This window comes from Rhodococcus jostii RHA1, from assembly GCF_000014565.1.
GTDB lineage: Bacteria > Actinomycetota > Actinomycetes > Mycobacteriales > Mycobacteriaceae > Rhodococcus_F > Rhodococcus_F jostii_A.
Genome location: NC_008268.1, coordinates 5,070,220 through 5,089,466 on the forward strand (window position 1 = coordinate 5,070,220; position 19,247 = coordinate 5,089,466).

Here is a 19,247-nt window from a genome sequence, read left to right on the forward strand (position 1 = left end):
GGATGCGGTCATCGCTGTGTGGAGTGCGCGGGCGTCGTCGCCGCGGGGTCGATCCGTTCGTGGTCGATGTGTACCGCGTCCGGTTCCTTGATCATGTGGTGGTGCTTGTCCCGTGGCTCCTGTTCCAGGATCTCCATGTCGAAGTCGTTCTCGACGTCACCGTCGGGCGGGGGAAGTACTTCGCCGGAGAAGACGCGGCGGGCGCGGTCGACGTCGAGTTCGTGGTTCCATTTGGCGACGAACAGGGTGGCGACGGCGTTGCCGATGAAGTTCACCAGGGCGCGGCATTCGGACATGAACTTGTCGATACCGAAGATGAGCATGATGCCGGCTGCGGGGATGGTGCCGAGGGTACTCAATGTTGCTGTCAGCGCGATGAATCCGCCTCCGGCGACACCTGCGGCGCCCTTGGAGGTCAACAACATGACGCCGAGGAGGCCGAGCTGCTGCGGAATCGACAGGTCGGTGTTGGTGGCCTGCGCGATGTACAGCGCCGCGAGAGAGAGGTAGATGGCTGCCCCGTCGAGGTTGAAACTGTAGCCGGTGGGCACCACGAGTCCCACCGTGGGCTTCTTGACGCCGGCGTACTCCAGTTTGCGCATCAAGCCGGGCAGCGCGGGCTCGGCGGTGGAGGTTCCGAGAATGAGCAGGAGTTCTTCCTTGAAGAAGCCGAGCATCCGGAAGATGTTGAGCCGCAGGTACGCCATGACCGATCCGAGGACCACGAAGACGAAGAACGCGGACGTGACGTAGAACAGCAGGATCAGGCTGCCGAGGCTGGTGAGGGTGGAGACACCGTACTTGCCGATGGCGAAGGCCATGGCACCGAACGCACCGAGGGGAGCGAGCTTCATGATGAAGCTCAGAACCTTGAACACCACCGCGGTGAGGCGTTCGACGGCGTCCCGGATCGGTGCGGCGATCTGGCCTACCGCGTTGATGGCGACACCGAAGATGACGGCGAGGAAGATGACCTGCAGGATGTCGCCCTCGACGAACGGGCCGAACACACTGTCCGGAACCAGGTGGGTGATGAACTCCCACCACTGTTTCTCTTCACCGGTCTGAATCAGCTTGTTGGCGGAGTCGGTCGTTTCCAGCGAGGCGGCGTCGGCGTTCACCCCGTCCCCGAGGCGGAAGAGGTTGATCGCGACGAGGCCGGTGAGCAGCGCGAGGATCGTTCCGACCTGGAAGTAGGTCAGCGCCTTGATCCCGGTCAGCCCGACCTTCTTCAGGTCCGCGACACTCGCGATGCCGCCGACGATCGTCAGGAACACGATCGGGCAGATCAGCATCTTCATCGCGGTGATGAAGGTGGTGCCGATCGGCTCCATCGCCTCGCCGGTGTCCGGCCAGAGCCACCCGACCAGGATGCCGAGCACGATCGCGATGAGAACCCAGAAGTACAGTTGCCTGTACCACGGTTTCTTCACAGTCGCCGGTTGGTAAGTCGCTGCGCTGCTGGGTATTTCCATGACGTTCACCTCGGGTGAGAGTGTTCGGGTGTGAAGACGGGGTGGCCGAGAGTTACCGACCGTTCGAGGGGTGGGGGCCCGACTCGGCAGATCCTGCCGAGTCGGGCCGGCTGTGCAGATGGAAAGCGGTCAGGCCGGGGTCAGCGCGGTCTGCAGAGCGTGCACGATCGCCTCGGTGACGGCGTCGGTGTCCGACGAGCCGCCGATGTCGCGGGTCAGTGCTCCGCTCGCGGTGGCAGCCTCGATGGCGGCTTCGACGCGGCGTGCCTCGTCGTGCAGCCCGAAGTGGTCGAGCATCAGGGCGGCACTGGCGATCGCGCCGATCGGGTTGCTGATGCCCTGACCGGCGATGTCGGGTGCGGAACCGTGGACGGGTTCGAACATGCTGGGGAAGCGGCGCTCCGGGTTGAGGTTCGCGCTGGCCGCGATGCCGAGGCTTCCCGCCAGGGCGGAGCCGAGGTCGGAGAGGATGTCGGCGTTGAGATTCGACGCCACCACTACGGACAGGTCCTCGGGGTGCAGGATGAACTTCGCGCTCATGGCGTCGACGAGGACGCTTTCGGTCGCGACGTCGGGGTAGTCGAGGGCGACGCGATTGAAGACCTCGTCCCACAGGACCATGCCGTACTGCTGGGCGTTGGACTTGGTGACGCTGGAAACCTTCTTCACCGTGCGGGTGCGGGCCAGGTCGAACGCGAACCGCATGATGCGCTCGCAGCCCTTCTCGGTGAACAGCGCGGTCTGCAGGGCGACCTCGTTGCCCGGTCCGCGGCCGCTGAGGTTACGTCCGCCGAGGCCGGCGTACTCGCCCTCGCTGTTCTCCCGGACGACTATCCAGTCGAGTTCGGTGTCGTCGGCCTTGCGCAGCGGCGACTGCACGCCGGGGAGGAACTTCACGGGCCGCACGTTGGCCCACTGGTCGAAGTTCTGGGTGATGTTGAGCCGCAGCCCCCAGAGGCTGATGTGGTCGGGGACGTTCTCCCATCCGACCGCACCGAAGTAGATGGCGTCGAATGCCTTCAGGGTGTCGAGGCCGTCGTCGGCCATCATCTTCCCGGTCTGCTCGTAGTACCCGCATCCCCAGGGAAATTCTTCCCACTCGAAGGCGAAACGCCCACCGGACTGTTCTGCGAGGACGTCGAGCACGCGCCGTCCGGCAGCGACGACCTCCTTGCCGACGCCGTCGGCGGGGATCGATGCAATCTTGAACGTCTGCGGTGCCATGTCGTTGCCTCCATCGTGTTGTGCTCGTCACAGTGTGTGATGCATTCATTAACCCGTCACAATCGCGCAGCGTCCATGACCAAGAGTCGATCCGGCTTATAGGTTTGACCTAATCGAGTTGCGTCTTCGCAGGTAGAGTGAGTGCCCACACAGCGGTCGCACTCCAGGGTTCGGCGCGGATCGACGGAGACGAGGGGTTCGGATGGACGCGCGTCAGTTGAGGTACTTCCTGGCCGTGGTCGATCAGGGAGGCATCAACCGCGCAGCGGAAACACTGCTGATCGCGCAGCCCTCGCTGTCCCAGTCGATATCCGCGCTCGAACGGGAACTCGGGGTACCGCTCTTTCACCGCGTCGGACGCCGGCTGGTGCTCAGTGACGCCGGCGAAACGCTCGTCGGTCCCGCCCGCGTGGTGCTGCGCGATCTCGAGGACGCGAAGGCCTCCGTCGATGCGCTGAAAGGGCTGCGCGCCGGTCGCGTGGACCTGATCACGATGCCGTCACCCGGGATCGAACCACTCACCACGATCCTCACCAGATTCAGCCGCACCTATCCTTCGGTCACCGTCAATGCCGAGGCGGCGTTCACTCCCGAAGAGGTGCTGCACGCCGTGCGCACCGGCGTCTGCGAGATCGGGATCCTGGGTTCACCCGCCGCGGTGCGTGCCCCCGAACTCGACGTCGTCGCGCTCGAAAGCCAGCCGCTGATCCTCCTCTCCGGTCCGGGCGCCGAAACACCGGCACACCCGGAGATTCGGAGATCGGAACTGTCGGGCTTCCGCCTGATCGTCTCGCAGCGGGGGTCGTTGATGCGAACACTCGTCGACGAGGTCCTCGCCAGCGGCGTCCCAGCCACCATCGTCGCCGAGGTCGCCCACCGGACGTCGATCCTGCCGATGGTGCTCAGCGGATTCGGGCAGGCCGTCATGCCGTCGTCGTGGGCGCCGTCGGCGCGGCAGGCCGGCGCCACCGTGCACCGCATCGTCCCCGAGTCCTACCTGCACGTCGCCGCCGTCTGCCGGCGCACCCACCTCACGCCACCCGCGCGGGCGCTCATGGACGAGGCACGACAGTACGCCGGACGCACACCGGCCGCCTGGGAGGCGCCCGCAGCGGAAAACCCGCAAAACCTGTGAACGACAGTCGTGCCCACGACCCGTGCGGTGACGGCTCATGGGAATTCAGCCCAGGTCTGTCCCTTCGCCCGAGTTCTGTGGTGTCGGGTCCGGGATCCGCCTCATACGGAACGAGTTGAACACCCCGATGAGGCCGGCGAGGATGGGGATGAGCAGGGCGACCTGAAGGGCGAGGGGTCGTGCGCCGGTGTTGATGCGGACGATCTCGTCCTGAATCGCCGGCGGTTGGTCGACGAGTAGTTGTTCGAGTTGGGTGTTGCTCATGACTTCGGCGTCGTCCTCGAGCACCTGCGCGACCTGTTGCTGCTCTGCCGGCGGGAGCACGGTGCTCGATTCCGCCATCGAGGTGAAGGTGAGGGACAGCGTTGCCAGCATGATGGCGCCGGCGAACGCCAGCCCGAACGAGAGCCCGAACGATCCCGCTGCGGAATTGACGCTGGCGGCCTCGCTGATCCGCTCCTCCTCGATCGGGGCGAGTGTGTAGTTGTTGAGCTGGGATACCAGCAATCCCAGCCCGGATCCGGCGATCACCAACGGGATCACCAGGCCCCAGCCGAACTCGGCGCGCGGCACGATCGGGATCAGCGCCGCGATCCCGATCGTCAGCAGCACGAATCCCCATCGGATGATGCTGCTCGGGCGCCGGTCGCCGGCCTTCTTGCCCGCGAGCAACGCCACCGCGAACATGCTGAGGGAGAGGGGTGCGAGGGACAATCCCGCCTGCATCGCGTTGTACTCGAGCACCATCTGCAGGTAGATCGGCAGCGCGATCATCGTGCCGCCCAGGGCGATCTGCTGGAGCATCTGCCCCGAGATGCCCAGTCGGAAGATCTTGGAGCGGAACAGATCCGGGTCCAGCAAGGCCGGCTTCCCTTGACGTTTGCGCCGCAGGAGCCAGTATGCCAGCACCGCCAGCGCGACCGCACCGATCACCAGGAGCGCGGCAACGGATTCGCCACCCTCCTGCCACACCAGGATTCCCAGCACGATGCCGCCCATCCCCAGAACGGAGAGGACCGCGCCCACCAGATCGATCACCCGGGGCCCGGTGTACGGCACATCCTGGACCAGTTTGATGCCGGACAGCACGACCGCGATGATGACGACCTCGAGCACGAACCCGATGCGCCACGAGAGGTAAGTGGTGATGAAACCGCCGAGCAGCGGTCCGACGGCGGCGGCGATCGCGGCCGCCGCCCCGACCAGGGCGTAGACCTTCTTCTGCGCGGCGCCTTCGAAGTTGCCGTGGATGAGGGACTGCATGGCGGGCAACAGGAGTGACGCGCCGATTCCACCGAGTATCGCCCAGAAGATGATGATCGCGGTCAGGCTCTGTGCGAGCGCCATCGCGGACGCACCGACTGCGTAGCCGAGCAGGCCCAGCACGTACGCCCGTTTGCGTCCGATGAGATCGCCGACCTTGCCGCCGATCAGGATGAACGCGGCAGAAACCAGCGCCTCGAGTGCGATCGCGGCCTGGACGCCGCTGACGGTCGTGTCGAGGTCGCGAACCACCGACGAGATCGACACGTTCATCAGCGACGTGTCGACGACGAGCACGAACATCGCCATTGCCAGCAGGATCGCGAGTGTCCGCCGAGGGCCCGTTGCCCGCTCGGAACCACCGTTGGTCGGTTCTTCGGTCATAGGAGGCCCACCGTCCGTCCATTCCGCTGCACCCGAGTGTCCCATGCGCGGGGACGGCGAAGCTACAGCGTCGGATTGTTATCCGTTCGATCCGGGCACCGGTCGCGCGACGGTTACGGTGATAGACACTGCACCGAGGTGAGGAGTCGCCGTGCCCAAGCTGGAGATCAAGAGGAAGTCCGAGCTCTCCCGGAAAGAGGTGTCCGACCGGCTCATCGCGCTCGGGCAGGCCCTCGCGAGCGGCTCCGAGGTGGAACTGGGCTCCGGCGGCGACTCGATTTCGGTCGTCGTCGGCGACCGTGTCCAGTGGGAGCTCGAGATCGAGGTCGACGGCGACGAGACCGAGATCGAGATCGAAATCAGTTGGCGCGACGATCCGTCCGAAGAATCCACCGCCGACGCGGAACCGGAACCGGAATCGGAGACTCCGCCGGTCAAGCCTGCGCCTCCGGCCAAGACCACCGCGCGTCGTGGGCGGCCCCGCAAGAGCGCCGCCAAGTGAGCTGGGCGAAGTCAGGCCGGTGAGGTCGGTTCGAAGGGCCGGATTTCGTCGTCGCCCGGACGGACCACGGCGGCCGAGGATTCCGGCACTTCGTTCCACGCGCCTTCGAGGTCGCGAAGAGGCTCGGAGACCACGAAGCGGGTCTCCCCGCTCAATTCGCGCAGCACCTCGACCTCCGGGTGCAGTGCGCGCACCTTCGCGACCTCGGTGGAGAAGAACAGCGACCTCGACTGCCGCTCACTCGAATAACGAAAGACCCACAGCGATTCACCGTCGGTGGTCGCGACGGTCATCTGCACCGGATGCTCGACCCCGTACGTGCGGCCGACGTCTTCGACGAAGCCGACCGCCCGGGCGACGGCACCGAAGGGGTCGTCGGCGAGGCCGAACGTCAGTGCGAGGAAGAACAGGGCCTCGGAGTCCGTCGACCCCTCGATGTCGGAGAACAGCGTCGGGTCGACGGCCATCACCAGGTCGCGTCTGATCTCGTGAAAACCACGCAGGGCGCCGTTGTGCACCCACAACCACCGTCCGTGCCGGAAGGGATGGCAATTGCTGCGCTGCACCGGCGTCCCGGTCGAGGCCCGCACGTGCGCGAGCAACATCCGCGTTCGCACCTGACCGGCGATCTCCCGCAGATTGCTGTCGTTCCAGGCCGGTTCGATGCTCTTGTACACCGCCGGTTCGGTGCCCTCGCCGTACCAGCCGACACCGAAGCCGTCACCATTGGTGGTCGTCGCCCCGAGACGTGAGTGCAGACTCTGGTCGATCAGCGAATGTTCTGGGCGGAACAACAGGTCCTCCGCGAGGATCGGCTCACCCGAGTACGCCATCCACCGGCACATACAACAATTCAAGCAGAACGGCACCGCCGAGCCCACCCCCCTTTGCCGATGAACCTGCTGGTATTTGCCGCCAACGCCGTCCGCGCGGAGGAGAATGGGCAACCGACAAGCCATATCGCGTCGCTCGAGGAAGGCAGACAGCCATGTCCGAGGAATCTACGGCGGCCCGATGACGAACTCCGCGGAACACGACGAACGGGTAGCCCATCCGAGCCGGGCCGAGCGCGCACAACGAGGGACGGCCGCCCGTCGAGACACTCCACCGTCCGCGCTGGCGGAGCACGGTATGGCCGATCGGCGCGACCCGGTGGGCCTCCTCGAGAAGCAGGCGACGGAGAGAGTCGCGGAACTCGTTCCGATCCGGTACGGGCGCATGGCGGCGACGGCCTTCGCCTTCTACCGCGGCGGCGCCGCGATCATGGCCGACGACCTGTCCCACTCGCCCACCACGGGCCTGCGCACGCAGCTCTGCGGCGACGCGCACCTGAGTAACTTCGGAATCTTCGCCACCCCGGAACGCCTGCTGGCATTCGACGTCAACGACTTCGACGAGACACATCCCGGACCCTTCGAATGGGATGTCAAACGCCTGGTCTCGAGCCTCGCGATCGCGGCGCGGGAGAACGGATTCAGCGGCAGGAAGAGCAGGAAGATCGCCCGCGCCTGCGCCGCCGAATACCGCGAAACCATCGCCAGACAGGCACAACTGGGAAATCTGGCCGTCTGGTACTCCCACATCGAGCCCACAGCGGAACTCGTGGAGCTTCGAGACGAGCTGGACAAGTCGCAGAAGAAGCGCGCCCGCACAGCTCTGGAGAAGGCGCGGCGCCGGGACAGCGTCCAAGCGCTTTCCAAACTGACCGCCGTCGTGGACGGTGAGAGGCGGATCATCAGCAACCCGCCACTGTTGGTCCCGGCCGAGGAGCTGTACGCGGGCGACGACCTCGACTCGGTGTACCGAGACCTGCGACACCGTCTGGGCGTGTACGCGCAGTCTCTGCGGTGGGACCACCGCGTCCTCTACGACCAGTTCCGGATGGTGCAGATCGCCCGCAAGGTCGTGGGGGTCGGCAGTGTAGGCACCCGCACCTGGATCATCCTGATGCTCGGAGCGGACGACGACGATCCGCTGTTCCTCCAGGTCAAGGAGGCGGGTCCGTCGGTGCTGTCGCGTTACGTCGACGGGCCGTCGTTCGCGACCGAGGGCGAGCGGGTAGTCAGCGGACAGCGGCTGATGCAGGCCGCGAGCGACATCTTCCTGGGCTGGGAACGGGGTGCCGGTCCCGACGGCGTCGAGCGGGACTTCTACGTACGCCAACTGCGGGACGGGAAGGGTTCGGCGGTGGTCGAATCCCAGACCCCCACCGTGATGATGCTGTACGGGCGATTGTGCGCCCGGGCCCTCGCCTACGCGCACGCGCGGGCAGGCGACCGGATCGCGATCGCCGCCTACCTGGGGGACGACACCGAATTCGACCACGCGATGGAGGAATTCGCCGAAACGTACGCCGACCAGAACACCCGAGATCATGCGGCGCTGCTCGAGGCCGTCGCCGGGGGCCGCATCGTCGCAGCCACCGGTCTCTGAAGCAGCAACGCGGTCGACTGGCTTCGACAGTCGGCGCGGCTCAGAAGATCTGCATGAAGCGGTACCAGTCGGATTCGATGTGCTGATATCCGATCTCACCGTCACGCTGGGGTCGCCCGATCTTGTCGGTCCCGTCCGGCAGACGAGCGACTCCGACAAGGTTGACCAGGCCGCCTTCGAGGAAGAAGTGGCAGCCGGTGTCCAGCGGCTCGACGCGCCAGGTGTCGTACAGTCCTATCCGCTGGTCGTCGGACGACGGTGTGCACGTCTGCGCGTACGCGGTCAGTTCGCCTACCGACAGCCGCCACCCGAGGTCGGACGGCACACCGAAGAATACGAGGGTCGCCGTCAGCGCCACGATGGCCGGTGCCAGGCAGATGCGTCGATCCCACCGGAACCGCCAGAGCTGAACGCCGGCGAGGATCAGCCACACGGCACCCAGAATCAGCAGGGCGAAACCAGCGAGCACGACGTACGGGAAGACCGGGTCGAGCGGAATCGTGATCACCAGCGTCGCAGCGCAGGCGAACGCGACGAGGGCGGTGAGGACGATCCCGGTCGCCAACCGCCACCACCGCGGCGTGTCCGTCCGGCGGCGTGCACTGCGTTGCGTCGACTGTGCGTCGCGGCCGTCCGTCATCTGCCCCGGTTCGCCGTCGCCCCGAAGAACCCTCCGGCAACGGTGCGCACTAGAAGATCAGCCCGTGCGTTTCGACGAGCGCCATGGTCGCTTCCATGTCCGCCGAGCATCCGTAGGGTGCGATGATTTCCTCCAATTCCGCGGGGCTCAGGTCCTCGGTCAGTCGGTCGAGGCATCGGAACAGCTCTTCCAAACCTCCGGGAGAGATGATTTCCAGCAACCGTGCCGGTGTCTCTCCGGCATTCCAGAACGTGTGCCATTCCCCGCGGGGTTTGAAGATGAGATTCCCCGGACCGGCTATGACCTCGTGGTCCCCGAATTTGGCGCCGACCGTGCCCTCCAGGATGAAGCTGAACTCATCCTCGCGGGTGTGCTTGTGAAGTGGAGCCGCAAGAACCTTGGCAGGCAGACGATGCTCCACCATGGAAAACCCGCCACCCCATTCTCGACTGTTCACCAGGAAGCGGTCGCCACAGGCACCGGCGGGCTGATAGAGCTCGCCTTCTTCCGGGCCCAGAATCCGGCGAATTGGCACTGCCCGCACACCTCCCACGGCCGAGTAAGGGGTTCTTCCCGCGACGATACGCCGACGCAACGGCCATCGAGTGGTTCTTTCTCCCCGCAGTATCCGACGCGCCGGGGCACTCAGTCCCGCGCGTGCGGTGGACCGCCGAAGCCGCGGAGGTCGCGGGCGGTGGCACCGGGTTCGAAGGTGCTGCCGCCGGGGCCGAATCGTCCGATCACGGTGTGCCGGCTGTCCCAGAGCACGCCGCGAGTGGGAAGTGCCCAGCGGGTCGAGAAGGTGGACGCGGCGTCCTCGTCGTCCGCGGACGGGTCGTGCGCCGCGGCGATGTGCGCGGCGTAGGCGCGCAGCGCGACCGCGAAGGCGTTGGGTTCGCGGCCGGTGTCGAGGAAGTGCGCTCGGTCGCCGCACTGCGGGCAGTGCCACGACGCGCGGTCGCATCCGCCGGCCAGGCCCACGGCAGGTGGTTCGCCTCCGGGCGGACCGGCGGTGCGATACGCGTCGAACGGGTCCGGTTGCTCGAGCGGATCGGTCGCCTGCCGTGCCGCCGCAACCATGTCCCGCCAGGCGGCATGCACGTCGAATCCACCGGGCATCAGCACTTCTTCGGGCATCGGCCCGATGAACGCCGAGCCCGCGCACAGCACAATGCTGTGATCGCGGGCGTAGCTGTATGCCGGGTCGAGTGCCCGGGCGTGCCGCATCTGCTGCATGCGTTCGGTGATCGGGAGCCCGTGCCATTCGCGTCCGCAGTGCGGGCACAGGTCCTGGTTCACGGTCGAGTCGTGCCCGGATCGGTTGTCGTGGTTCGCGAGTTGGTCGTGAACGAGCCGGTCGATCCGGTCGACGAGGTCACGGTCGGTCATGGTGGGTACCCACGGTAGCGGGGGCGGTCGTTCGGCGCAGTCAGTATCCCGCGTCGAAGTCGAACTCGTTGAGCAGCGCCGCGTCACCCGACAGGTAGCGTCCGAGATTCTCGACGAACAAATCCACGATCTTTCCGTTCTCGGACGGCACATTGGCGGCACTGTGCGGGCTGAGAATGACATTGTCGGCCGTCCACAACGGCGAGTCCTCGCGGAGCGGTTCGGTGGAGGTGACGTCCAGGACCGCCCCGCGCAGCCTGCCCGTCGACAGTGCTTCTGCGAGAGCATCTTCGTCGATGATCGGTCCCCGGCCGAGATTGACGACCAGCGCGCCGTCGGGGAGCGCGGCGAGTTCGCGGCGTCCGATCAGTCCGCGAGTGTCGTCGGTGAGGGCGCAGGAGATCACGAGAATGTCCGCGGTGGGCAGGTGCTCGGCGATCCGGTCGGTGGTGGTCATGCTGTCGAAGGGGGCGCTGGCAGGTCGTGGGTTGCGGGCGACCCCGTCGGCGGTGACGGAGAAGCACCGGAGGAGTTCCGCTGTGCGCGAGCCGATCTTGCCTGCGCCCACGACGAGCGCGTGGCGTCCGGCGAGCTCGGTCGTTTCCTGCTTGCGCCAGGTCCGGGTCTGCCGGTCGGCGATCAGCCGGGGGAGTCCGCGCGTGAAATGCAGAATGCCGGCGAGCGCGAACTCGGCCAGCGGATCGGCGTGGACTCCCGCGGCGGTCGTCACCGTGAGCGGCGCACCCGACAGCCCGAATTTCTCGATCAGTTGCCCGGCGCCTGCGGACGTCGCCTGGATCCATGTCAGATTCGGCGACTGTTCCAGTGTGTGTTCGGGGTGGCGCCAGTCGAAATCGAACATGACGTCGGCGGTCCGCAACATCGACGTCCATCGGTCGTGCTCGCCGGCCGTCAGCTCACGCGGCACCCCCACGTGGTCGCTGTGCCATCGAGGCCGGGGGAGCAGTTCGGGTGCGTACGACACCCGGATCCGAGGGTCGCAGGCTGCGATCCTGTCGACCAGGTCCTGCTCGAGATACGACGCGATCAGCACGTCGAGGTGCGGGTCGGGCACGGTCACTCCTTCAGCGCCGGCGGTCGGGCGTCGGTGCGCCCGACTCGATCTCCGGTGCGGAGGCGGACTTCGGCATCGCGGCCGCGGCGACGACGAGTACGACGGCCGCGCCGAGGGCGGCCACGAACACCAGATGCAGGGCGCCGGCCAGGTCGCCGGGGGCGGGGTTGTCGGCGCCACCCAGTCGCGCGTTGACGAGGGCGCCGAACAGGGCGACCCCCACGGCGCTGCCGATGGACCGGGCGAACATGTTGGTCGACGTGACGACGCCGCGCTCCGACCAGTCGACGCTCGACTGCGCCGCGATGAGGGTCGGGCTCGCGACGAGTCCCATGCCCCCGCCGATGACGAAGCAGCAGATCGCCACCTGCCACACCGCCGATTCGACGGACAGGCTCAACGTGAGAGCGGTGCCCGCCACGACCAGCAGACTCCCCGCGGTGGCCGTGACACGGAAGCCGAAACGCAGGTACACGCGCCCGGACTGTGACGCGGCGATCGGCCAGCCGATGGTCAGGGTGGCCAGCGCGAACCCGGCGACCAGCGCGCCCGTCCCGAGGACGCCCTGGGTGAAGGTCGGCACGTAGGTGGTGAGGCCCAGGACGATCGCCCCGACCAGCAGTGACACGAGGCTGCTCGCCGCGAGAACCCGCCGGGTGAACACCCACAGCGGCAGTACCGGTTCGGCGGCGCGGCGTTCCACGAGGACGAAGACGATCAGGAACACGAATCCTGCCGCGAAGATGCCGAGACTGATCGGTGAACTCCACGCCCAGGCCTGCCCGCCCTCGAGGAGTCCGAGGATGAGCAGCGTCGCCCCGACTGCCAGGACTCCGGCGCCGGCGTAGTCGATGGACCGCTGTGTGCGTACCTGCTTCTCGTCGAAGTTGCGGATCAGCATCACGGCCGCGAGCAGGCAGAGAGGAATGTTGACGAAGAAGATCCACCGCCACGACAGGTACTCGGAGAACACCCCGCCGAGGGTCGGGCCGACCACCGCCGACATGCCCCACACGCTGGCCAGATAACCCTGGGCCTTGGCGCGTTCGGCGAGGGTGTAGATGTCTCCGGCGATGGTCATGCTCATCGGCTGGACGGCGCCGGCGCCGAGACCCTGCACAGCACGGAACGCGATCAGCGCGGGCATGCTCCACGCGATCCCGCACAGCACCGAGCCGACGCCGAACAGGGCGATGCCCAGGAGCATCACCGGCCTGCGGCCGAAGATGTCGGCCAGCTTGCCGTAGATCGGCACCGACACGGCCTGGGTGAGCAGGTAGATCGAGAACAGCCACGGGAACTGCGAGAAGCCGCCGAGGTCCCCGACGATGGTGAAGACGGCGGTGGAGATGATGGTCGCATCGAGCGCGACCAGTGACGTCGTGAGCATCAGTGACACGAGAATCGGTCCGCGTTCCGAACGGAACCCGACGTCGACCGGGGTCGTGTCCGTCGCCATTACCCACCTTCTCCGGTTACCGCGCTCACAAGAGTTCCTGACCAACGGTAACGACAACGGGAGACGAAGTGTTCCGCGGCTGTGCCCCGTGACGCCGTCACGCGGTCGCCGAGGATCCGCGGAACGCCGCGCGGTACGAGTGGGGGCTGGTGCCCACGACGCGCTTGAACCGGTCGCGGAACGCGGTCGGCGACCCGAAGCCCACCTGCGCGGCGATGCGGTCGACGGAGTGAGTGGTGGTCTCCAGGAGGTACTGCGCCTGATGAATCCGGACGCGGTGAAGCCACTGCAACGGTGTGGTGCCGGTCTGCTCGCGGAATCTCCGATTGAGGGTGCGGGGGCTCGTCCCGGCTCGCCGGGCGAGGTCGTCGAGCGTCAGGTCTTCGCGGCTGTTCTCGTGCATCCACCGGAGCAGCGGTTCGAGGCTCGTCAGCTCCGCGGACGGTGGTCGTTCGTGAACGATGAACTGCGCCTGTCCGCCTTCGCGTTCCAACGGCATGACCGACAACCGTGCAGCGTCGGCGGCGACCGCCGACCCGTGATCCGAACGGATCATGTGCAGACACAGATCGAGGCCTGCCGCGGCACCGGCCGAGGTCAGGAACTGGCCGTTGTCGACGTAGAGCACGGCCGGATCCACGTCGACCAGCGGGTGACGCGCGGCGAGGAGTTCGGCGGCCGCCCAGTGCGTCGTCGCCCGTCTGCCGTCGAGTAGTCCTGTGGCGGCCAGAGTGAACGCTCCCACGCAGATCGACGCGATGCGGGTGCCACTGTCGGCTGCCCGGCGCAGCGCCTCGAGAACTTCGGGTGCAAGCGGAGCGGTGGGGTCGGCCAGACCCGGCAGGATGATCGTGTCGGCCGCGTCCAGAATGCTCAGATCCCACGGCGCGCGGAGTGTGAATGCGCCGGCATCCACGTCACCGCCGGGGGCGCACACCTTCACCCGGTAGGCCGCGCGTCCGTCCGGCAGCCTGGTGCGGCCGAAGACCTCGATCGGGGTGGCGAGATCGAACGCGATGACACCGTCGAGTGCCAGTACTGCCACGGTGTGCATGGCTACAACCTACGCAGTCGATCGATTTCCGCCAAGGGCGCATAACGGCGGTAAACGACGATGTGAAAGGAAGAGATCTGCGGGGATGGCGTGGCGTCAATCCGTTGATCTGTGGCGAAAATGCCAGTTCTCAGGTATCGATCGGCTGGCTGGCGTCACTGGCGGCCCGTGTACTCGGCACGCGGCACACAGGGAAAGGCACCACGGATGCATGTCCAGAGCGCGCTGTTCGACGGATTCGATCCGCTCGACGTCATCGCTCCCTTCGAGGTACTGCACGCGGGCGGTCTGTACGCCGACGGCGCGCTGACCGTCGAACTGGCCTCCGCCGAGGGCGTGCGTGAGGTCCCGAGTGGAACGGCGCCGCTGAGTCTGCGGGCCGCCGCGACGCTCGACGTGGGCCGGGCCGATGTGATCGTCGTGCCGGGTGCGTCGGGGCGCGTGGAAGAGCGCGCCGAGGGCGAAGACACCATCCCGAGAATTCTCGGACGGACCCTGGAGACGCGGCTCCCCGACGTACTGCGGGAGGCCTGTGCCGACCCGGACCTGATCGTCGCCACCGTCTGCGGCGGGTCGCTCGTGCTCGCGATGGCCGGACTCGTCGAAGGCCGCCACGCCGTCACCCATCACCTGGGGATGGATCTGCTCGACGCCACCGGGGTGGTCGCCGTGGACGCCCGCGTCGTCGACGACGGTGACCTCGTCACCGCGGCCGGCGTCACCTCAGGTCTGGACCTCGGACTGTATTTACTCGAACGGGAACTGGGACCGCGCATCGCGCACGCGGTCGAGACATTGTTCGCCTACGAGCGCCGCGGCACCGTCTGGCGTGCCCGTGGGCTCGAACCCACCACCATCTGAGGAGCAGACCCATGTCTGTCGACGGCACCTGGAACGTCGTGATCGCCACGCCCATCAGCAAGCAACGAGTCGAACTCACCTTCGTCACGCAGGACGGGGAACTTCGCGGCATCGCTCGCGGAGCCGCCGAGGAAGTGCCGCTCACCGACCCGACGCTCGACGGGAACCGGCTCACCTGGTCTCAGTCCATCACCAAGCCGCTGCGCCTCCACTTGCAGTTCGATGTCCTCGTCGAGGGCGACGAGATGACGGGGAAGTCGACGGCGGGACGTCTGCCCAGCTCGAAGGTCAGCGGCCGCCGGTCGGTGCCCGACCGATAGGCTGGGTCACCGTGCGCCCCTCACTCGATTCATACGCCCATCTGGCCGGTGGCAAGGTCCGCGACCTCTACACGATCGACGACGAGCACCTCCTGTTGGTCGCGAGCGACCGGATCTCCGCCTACGACCACGTCCTCAGCACCCCGATCCCGGACAAGGGGCGGGTGCTCACCGCGATGAGCGTCTTCTTCTTCGGCGTCCTCGGTGGCAACAACCATCTGGCCGGTGAACCCGACGACAGCCGGATCCCCGAAGAGGTCCTCGGCCGCGCGCTGGTGGTCCGGAAGCTGGACATGGTCCCCGTCGAGTGCGTGGCCCGCGGCTACCTCACGGGGTCGGGGCTGCTCGACTACAACGAGACCGGCGCGGTGTGCGGCGTCGCACTGCCCGAGGGGTTGGTGGAGGCGAGCCAGCTTCCCGACCCGATCTTCACGCCCGCCAGCAAGGCCGAACTGGGCGAGCACGACGAGAACATCAGTTTCGAGGCCGTGGTCGAGAAGGTGGGTCAGGACCTGGCCGTGAAGCTGCGCGACGACACCCTCGACATCTACGGCCGGGCGTCCAACTTCGCCGCGGACCGGGGCATCATCCTCGCGGACACCAAGCTCGAGTTCGGACTGGACCCGCAGGGCAACCTGGTTCTCGCCGACGAGGTCCTCACCCCCGACTCGTCCCGGTACTGGCCGGCCGACGGGTACGAGGCCGGGAAGGTGCAGCCGAGCTTCGACAAGCAGTTCGTCCGCAACTGGCTCACCGGACCCGAATCCGGCTGGGACCGCGCGTCCGACACTCCGCCGCCGCCGCTGCCCGCCGAGATCGTGGAGGCGACCCGCGAGCGGTACATCGAAGCGTACGAGCGGATCTCGGGTCTGTCGTTCGCGGACTGGGTGGGCTGAGACATGACCTCCGAAGGCGCGAAACTGACCCCGCCGGTCGCGAAGAAGGTGCCTACCGAACGCGTCCACCACGGTCACACGTTCGTCGACGAGTACGAGTGGCTGCGCGACAAGGAAGACGCCGAAGTCGTCGCGTATCTCGAGGCCGAGAACGCGTACACCGAGCAGCAGACCGCGCATCTCGCGCCGCTGCGGGACCAGATCTTCCAGGAGATCAAGTCGCGCACGCAGGAGACCGACATGTCGGTTCCCACCCGGATGGGCGACTGGTGGTACTACGCCCGCACCATCGAGGGCAAGCAGTACGGCGTCCAGTGCCGGGCACCGATCGCCGGCCCCGACGACTGGACCCCGCCGGAACTGGCTCCGGGTGTCGAACTGCCCGGTGAGCAGGTGCTGCTCGACGGCAACGCCGAGGCCGAGGGGCACGACTTCTTCTCGATCGGCGCTTTCTCCCTCAGCCACGACGGCACGCTCCTCGCGTACTCGGTCGACGTGGTCGGCGACGAGCGCTACACGCTGCGTTTCAAGAACCTCGTGACCGGCGAACTGCTGCCCGACGAAATCCCCGAGACCGCGCCGGGTGCTACCTGGGCCATCGACCACAGTCACGTCTTCTATCTCACCGTCGACGAGTCCTGGCGCCCCGACACCGTGTGGCGGCACAAGCTCGGCACCGACCGTGCGCAGGACGTCACTGTGTTCCACGAGCCGGACGAGCGGTTCTGGGTGTCGGTCGGGTCCACGCGGAGCGAGAAGTACCTCATGATCTGGGTGGGGTCGAAGATCACCAGCGAAGGCTGGGTGCTCGAATCGGAGAATCCCGAGGGCGAGTTCCGGGTGGTGCTGCCGCGACGCGAGGGCGTCGAATACGGCGTGGAGCACGCGGTCGTCGCGGGGGAAGACCGCTTCCTGATCATGCACAACGACGTCGTCGACGGTGAGAAGGCCGAGAACTTCGTGCTCGCCGAGGCGCCGGTATCCGATCCGACGTCGCAGACCATTCTCATTTCGCACCGCTCCGACGTGCGGTTGGAGGAGGTCGACGCGTTCGCCGACCACCTCGTGCTCGGTTACCGCCGGGAGGCGTTGACCCGGCTGGCCATCTGGCCGCTCGGTGAGGACGGCTACGGCGAGTTCACGGAGATCGAATTCGACGAGGAACTCTTCAGCGTCGGGCTCGGGGCCAACCCGGAATGGCGGCAGCCGACACTGCGGATGGCGTTCACGTCGTTCATCACGCCCGGCCAGGTGTACGACTACGTGCTGTCGACGGGTGAACTTGCCCTGCGCAAGTCGCAACCCGTGCTCGGCGAATTCGACGCCGGAAACTACGAGCAGCAACGCGACTGGGCCGTCGCCGAGGACGGGACGCGCATCCCGCTGTCGATCGTCCGGCGGAAGACGAACGGCGTCGACGACCCCGCCCCCACGCTCCTCTACGGGTACGGATCGTACGAGGCCAGCATGGATCCCGCGTTCTCCGTCGCGCGGCTGTCCCTGCTCGACCGTGGAGTGGTGTTCGTGGTCGCGCACGTGCGCGGCGGCGGCGAGATGGGCAGGCACTGGTACGAGACCGGCAAGACGCTCACGAAGAAGAATACCTTCACAGACTTCGTCTCGAGCGCACAGCATTTGATCGACACCGGGCGTACCACGCCGCGGCAGATGGTCGCCGACGGCGGCAGCGCAGGCGGCCTGCTGATGGGTGCGGTGGCCAACCTGGCCCCCGAACTGTTCGCCGGAATCCTCGCCAACGTTCCCTTCGTGGACCCGCTGACATCGATCCTCGACCCCTCACTGCCGCTGACCGTCATCGAATGGGACGAGTGGGGCAACCCGCTCGAGAACCCCGAGGTCTACGAATACATGCGCTCGTACAGTCCGTACGAGAACGTCGAGGCCAAGGACTACCCGGCGATCCTCGCGATCACCAGCATCAACGACACCCGGGTGCTCTACGTCGAACCGGCGAAGTGGGTCGCCAAACTGCGCGCCACCAAGACCGGCGACTCGCCGCTCCTCCTCAAGACGGAGATGAGCGCCGGGCACGGCGGTGTCAGCGGACGCTACGAGAAGTGGAAGGAAGTAGCGTTCGAATTCGCCTGGGTGCTCGACACGATCGGCGAGTAGGTAGGGGGCACCCGCGCCGAGGATGCGATATCTCGGCGTGTGAAAAGCATCGGCTGGCGAGGCGGAAATCGGAGGGTCCGGGGGGCTTTCCGCCTCGCATGGCTCAGATGCAGAAGCTGATGCTTGCCGACCCCAGTGGCAGGTTGAGGCAGACGGCGATCGAACCGACTGCCGGGGTCGGTGAGGGCGCAGCCGGTGCGGCGACAGCTGCGGGGGCGGCGAGGGCGCCGAGTGACAGGGTCATTGCAATCGCGGCGAGTGTGGTGGCAATTCTGCTAGACATGTGAAGGTCCTTGGCTGAGTTACTACGAGCCGGAGGTGACTCCTCTACAATCGTCCACCGATGTGATCCAGGTCACAACCTCTGACGGGGCTTTTCTCGACCCTCTCCGGTGGTCCCGTCCGCGTCATGTCAATGCCGTTGTGCCACAGCGGTAGTCGGATGTCAGTAGTAGGAGTCGAGCATCTCCTGCGGCAGCGGCTGCTCCATCACGACCCGGGACCCGTCCCAGGAGTAGGTGATCACCGCGGGTCCGCCCGACGGGCAGCAGTTGGCGTCCTGCTCGCCGAGCCACCTGTACTGCACCGATACGGAGTCGCCGGTGGACTCGACCACCCGCGTGTAGGCATACGATTCGGCTGTCGCGGTGCCGAGATACGCGCCGTCGTGGAAGAAGAGCACCTGGGTCGGCGAACTCACCGTCCCCATGGGCGTCTCCGCCGTGGCCCACAGCAGCGCGGGGCAGTCCCCGCCGGCGGCATCGGACGCGGTTCCCGGTACCCACGGATCGCCACCCGGTGCGTTGCCGAGCGACGCGAACGCGTCGGTGACCAGTGCCGAATCGAGGTCGAGGCACCGTCCGCTGCGTACTTCTGCGGCAGAAGCGGCCTGTGGGACCGGGGAGGCAGCGGATTCTGCCGCGTCGTCGCTTCCGGTGCACCCGGTGAGCGCGGTCGCAGCCACGACGGTCAGAAATGCTGCCGCGCGAGTCTTCATGTGTTCT

The 19,247-nt window shown here is 66.8% G+C and carries 19 protein-coding genes; 7 read left to right on the top strand and 12 right to left on the bottom strand.

Annotation, left to right across the window (positions count from 1 at the left end; translation table 11 throughout):
- Nucleotides 1-8: 8 nt before the first annotated feature.
- Both dctA and RHA1_RS23450 read right to left on the bottom strand, forming a co-directional pair.
- Entirely contained in the window at nucleotides 9-1,475 is a 1,467-nt protein-coding gene (gene dctA / locus RHA1_RS23445; protein ID WP_009477869.1) for a C4-dicarboxylate transporter DctA, read from the bottom strand.
- A 129-nt stretch (nucleotides 1,476-1,604) separates the two neighbouring features.
- Complete coding sequence (locus RHA1_RS23450) at nucleotides 1,605-2,699, bottom strand: tartrate dehydrogenase (RefSeq protein ID WP_011597117.1); 1,095 nt, start codon at nucleotides 2,697-2,699, stop codon at nucleotides 1,605-1,607.
- A 202-nt stretch (nucleotides 2,700-2,901) separates the two neighbouring features.
- On the opposite strand from RHA1_RS23450, the gene RHA1_RS23455 reads away from it, so the two are divergent.
- Nucleotides 2,902-3,834 (top strand): LysR family transcriptional regulator, encoded by a 933-nt coding sequence (locus RHA1_RS23455; protein WP_011597118.1) that lies wholly within the window; start codon nucleotides 2,902-2,904, stop codon nucleotides 3,832-3,834.
- Between the two features lie 45 nt (nucleotides 3,835-3,879).
- Here the strand turns inward: RHA1_RS23455 and RHA1_RS23460 are convergent, their stop codons facing one another.
- Nucleotides 3,880-5,481 carry an MFS transporter gene (locus RHA1_RS23460; protein ID WP_011597119.1) on the bottom strand — a complete coding sequence of 534 codons (1,602 nt, stop codon included), beginning with the start codon at nucleotides 5,479-5,481 and terminating at the stop codon, nucleotides 3,880-3,882.
- A 151-nt stretch (nucleotides 5,482-5,632) separates the two neighbouring features.
- On the opposite strand from RHA1_RS23460, the gene RHA1_RS23465 reads away from it, so the two are divergent.
- The gene (locus RHA1_RS23465; protein ID WP_011597120.1) at nucleotides 5,633-5,983 is read left to right on the top strand and encodes an amphi-Trp domain-containing protein; all 351 of its coding nucleotides are present in this window, start codon (nucleotides 5,633-5,635) and stop codon (nucleotides 5,981-5,983) included.
- Nucleotides 5,984-5,994: 11 nt separating this feature from the next.
- On the opposite strand, the gene RHA1_RS23470 is transcribed toward RHA1_RS23465, so the two are convergent.
- Nucleotides 5,995-6,816 (bottom strand): class II glutamine amidotransferase, encoded by an 822-nt coding sequence (locus RHA1_RS23470; RefSeq protein ID WP_029539602.1) that lies wholly within the window; start codon nucleotides 6,814-6,816, stop codon nucleotides 5,995-5,997.
- Nucleotides 6,817-6,997: 181 nt separating this feature from the next.
- Here RHA1_RS23470 and RHA1_RS23475 point away from each other — a divergent pair, with 181 nt between their 5' ends.
- Nucleotides 6,998-8,416, top strand: coding sequence for a DUF2252 domain-containing protein (locus tag RHA1_RS23475; RefSeq protein ID WP_041811908.1), 1,419 nt, complete (start codon nucleotides 6,998-7,000; stop codon nucleotides 8,414-8,416).
- Between the two features lie 40 nt (nucleotides 8,417-8,456).
- Here RHA1_RS23475 and RHA1_RS23480 read toward each other — a convergent pair whose 3' ends face one another.
- The 6 genes from RHA1_RS23480 to RHA1_RS23505 all read right to left on the bottom strand — a co-directional run bounded on the left by RHA1_RS23480 (nucleotide 8,457) and on the right by RHA1_RS23505 (nucleotide 14,033).
- Nucleotides 8,457-9,056 carry a hypothetical protein gene (locus RHA1_RS23480; protein WP_011597123.1) on the bottom strand — a complete coding sequence of 200 codons (600 nt, stop codon included), beginning with the start codon at nucleotides 9,054-9,056 and terminating at the stop codon, nucleotides 8,457-8,459.
- 49 nt (nucleotides 9,057-9,105) lie between these two features.
- The gene (locus RHA1_RS23485; protein WP_237724159.1) at nucleotides 9,106-9,591 is read right to left on the bottom strand and encodes a cupin domain-containing protein; all 486 of its coding nucleotides are present in this window, start codon (nucleotides 9,589-9,591) and stop codon (nucleotides 9,106-9,108) included.
- Nucleotides 9,592-9,701: 110 nt separating this feature from the next.
- Nucleotides 9,702-10,445 (bottom strand): hypothetical protein, encoded by a 744-nt coding sequence (locus RHA1_RS23490; RefSeq protein ID WP_011597125.1) that lies wholly within the window; start codon nucleotides 10,443-10,445, stop codon nucleotides 9,702-9,704.
- A 40-nt stretch (nucleotides 10,446-10,485) separates the two neighbouring features.
- The gene (locus RHA1_RS23495; RefSeq protein ID WP_050787364.1) at nucleotides 10,486-11,526 is read right to left on the bottom strand and encodes an NAD(P)-dependent oxidoreductase; all 1,041 of its coding nucleotides are present in this window, start codon (nucleotides 11,524-11,526) and stop codon (nucleotides 10,486-10,488) included.
- A gap of 4 nt (nucleotides 11,527-11,530) precedes the next feature.
- A complete protein-coding gene (locus tag RHA1_RS23500; RefSeq protein ID WP_011597127.1) occupies nucleotides 11,531-12,979 on the bottom strand; it encodes an MDR family MFS transporter in 1,449 nt (482 codons plus the stop codon).
- A gap of 97 nt (nucleotides 12,980-13,076) precedes the next feature.
- A complete protein-coding gene (locus tag RHA1_RS23505; protein ID WP_011597128.1) occupies nucleotides 13,077-14,033 on the bottom strand; it encodes a GlxA family transcriptional regulator in 957 nt (318 codons plus the stop codon).
- Nucleotides 14,034-14,240: 207 nt separating this feature from the next.
- On the opposite strand from RHA1_RS23505, the gene RHA1_RS23510 reads away from it, so the two are divergent.
- The 4 genes from RHA1_RS23510 to RHA1_RS23525 are packed head-to-tail and all read left to right on the top strand — an operon-like array spanning nucleotide 14,241 to nucleotide 18,243.
- Nucleotides 14,241-14,894, top strand: a complete 654-nt coding sequence (locus RHA1_RS23510) for a DJ-1/PfpI family protein (RefSeq protein ID WP_011597129.1) — start codon at nucleotides 14,241-14,243, stop codon at nucleotides 14,892-14,894.
- A gap of 11 nt (nucleotides 14,895-14,905) precedes the next feature.
- Entirely contained in the window at nucleotides 14,906-15,214 is a 309-nt protein-coding gene (locus RHA1_RS23515; protein ID WP_011597130.1) for a hypothetical protein, read from the top strand.
- Nucleotides 15,215-15,225: 11 nt separating this feature from the next.
- Nucleotides 15,226-16,110, top strand: a complete 885-nt coding sequence (locus RHA1_RS23520) for a phosphoribosylaminoimidazolesuccinocarboxamide synthase (RefSeq protein WP_009477882.1) — start codon at nucleotides 15,226-15,228, stop codon at nucleotides 16,108-16,110.
- Between the two features lie 3 nt (nucleotides 16,111-16,113).
- A complete protein-coding gene (locus tag RHA1_RS23525) occupies nucleotides 16,114-18,243 on the top strand; it encodes a S9 family peptidase (protein ID WP_011597131.1) in 2,130 nt (709 codons plus the stop codon).
- A gap of 103 nt (nucleotides 18,244-18,346) precedes the next feature.
- On the opposite strand, the gene RHA1_RS46305 is transcribed toward RHA1_RS23525, so the two are convergent.
- Together RHA1_RS46305 and RHA1_RS23535 are read right to left on the bottom strand one after the other, a co-directional pair.
- A complete protein-coding gene (locus RHA1_RS46305) occupies nucleotides 18,347-18,526 on the bottom strand; it encodes a hypothetical protein (RefSeq protein WP_081437463.1) in 180 nt (59 codons plus the stop codon).
- 162 nt (nucleotides 18,527-18,688) lie between these two features.
- On the bottom strand, nucleotides 18,689-19,240 hold the full coding sequence (locus RHA1_RS23535) for an LppP/LprE family lipoprotein (RefSeq protein ID WP_011597132.1): 552 nt from the start codon (nucleotides 19,238-19,240) through the stop codon (nucleotides 18,689-18,691).
- Nucleotides 19,241-19,247: the final 7 nt, after the last annotated feature.

Bases quoted from the DNA above. Each gene is read 5' to 3' on its own strand.
- RHA1_RS23510 (WP_011597129.1), top strand. From the start codon at position 14,241: ATGCATGTCCAGAGCGCGCTGTTCGACGGATTCGATCCGCTCGACGTC.
- RHA1_RS23475 (WP_041811908.1), top strand. From the start codon at position 6,998: ATGACGAACTCCGCGGAACACGACGAACGGGTAGCCCATCCGAGCCGG.
- RHA1_RS23455 (WP_011597118.1), top strand. From the start codon at position 2,902: ATGGACGCGCGTCAGTTGAGGTACTTCCTGGCCGTGGTCGATCAGGGA.
- RHA1_RS23500 (WP_011597127.1), bottom strand. From the start codon at position 12,979: ATGGCGACGGACACGACCCCGGTCGACGTCGGGTTCCGTTCGGAACGC.
- RHA1_RS23470 (WP_029539602.1), bottom strand. From the start codon at position 6,816: ATGGCGTACTCGGGTGAGCCGATCCTCGCGGAGGACCTGTTGTTCCGC.
- RHA1_RS23525 (WP_011597131.1), top strand. From the start codon at position 16,114: ATGACCTCCGAAGGCGCGAAACTGACCCCGCCGGTCGCGAAGAAGGTG.
- RHA1_RS23505 (WP_011597128.1), bottom strand. From the start codon at position 14,033: ATGCACACCGTGGCAGTACTGGCACTCGACGGTGTCATCGCGTTCGAT.
- RHA1_RS23535 (WP_011597132.1), bottom strand. From the start codon at position 19,240: ATGAAGACTCGCGCGGCAGCATTTCTGACCGTCGTGGCTGCGACCGCG.
- dctA (WP_009477869.1), bottom strand. From the start codon at position 1,475: ATGGAAATACCCAGCAGCGCAGCGACTTACCAACCGGCGACTGTGAAG.
- RHA1_RS23515 (WP_011597130.1), top strand. From the start codon at position 14,906: ATGTCTGTCGACGGCACCTGGAACGTCGTGATCGCCACGCCCATCAGC.
- RHA1_RS23480 (WP_011597123.1), bottom strand. From the start codon at position 9,056: ATGACGGACGGCCGCGACGCACAGTCGACGCAACGCAGTGCACGCCGC.
- RHA1_RS23450 (WP_011597117.1), bottom strand. From the start codon at position 2,699: ATGGCACCGCAGACGTTCAAGATTGCATCGATCCCCGCCGACGGCGTC.
- RHA1_RS46305 (WP_081437463.1), bottom strand. From the start codon at position 18,526: ATGTCTAGCAGAATTGCCACCACACTCGCCGCGATTGCAATGACCCTG.
- RHA1_RS23490 (WP_011597125.1), bottom strand. From the start codon at position 10,445: ATGACCGACCGTGACCTCGTCGACCGGATCGACCGGCTCGTTCACGAC.
- RHA1_RS23460 (WP_011597119.1), bottom strand. From the start codon at position 5,481: ATGACCGAAGAACCGACCAACGGTGGTTCCGAGCGGGCAACGGGCCCT.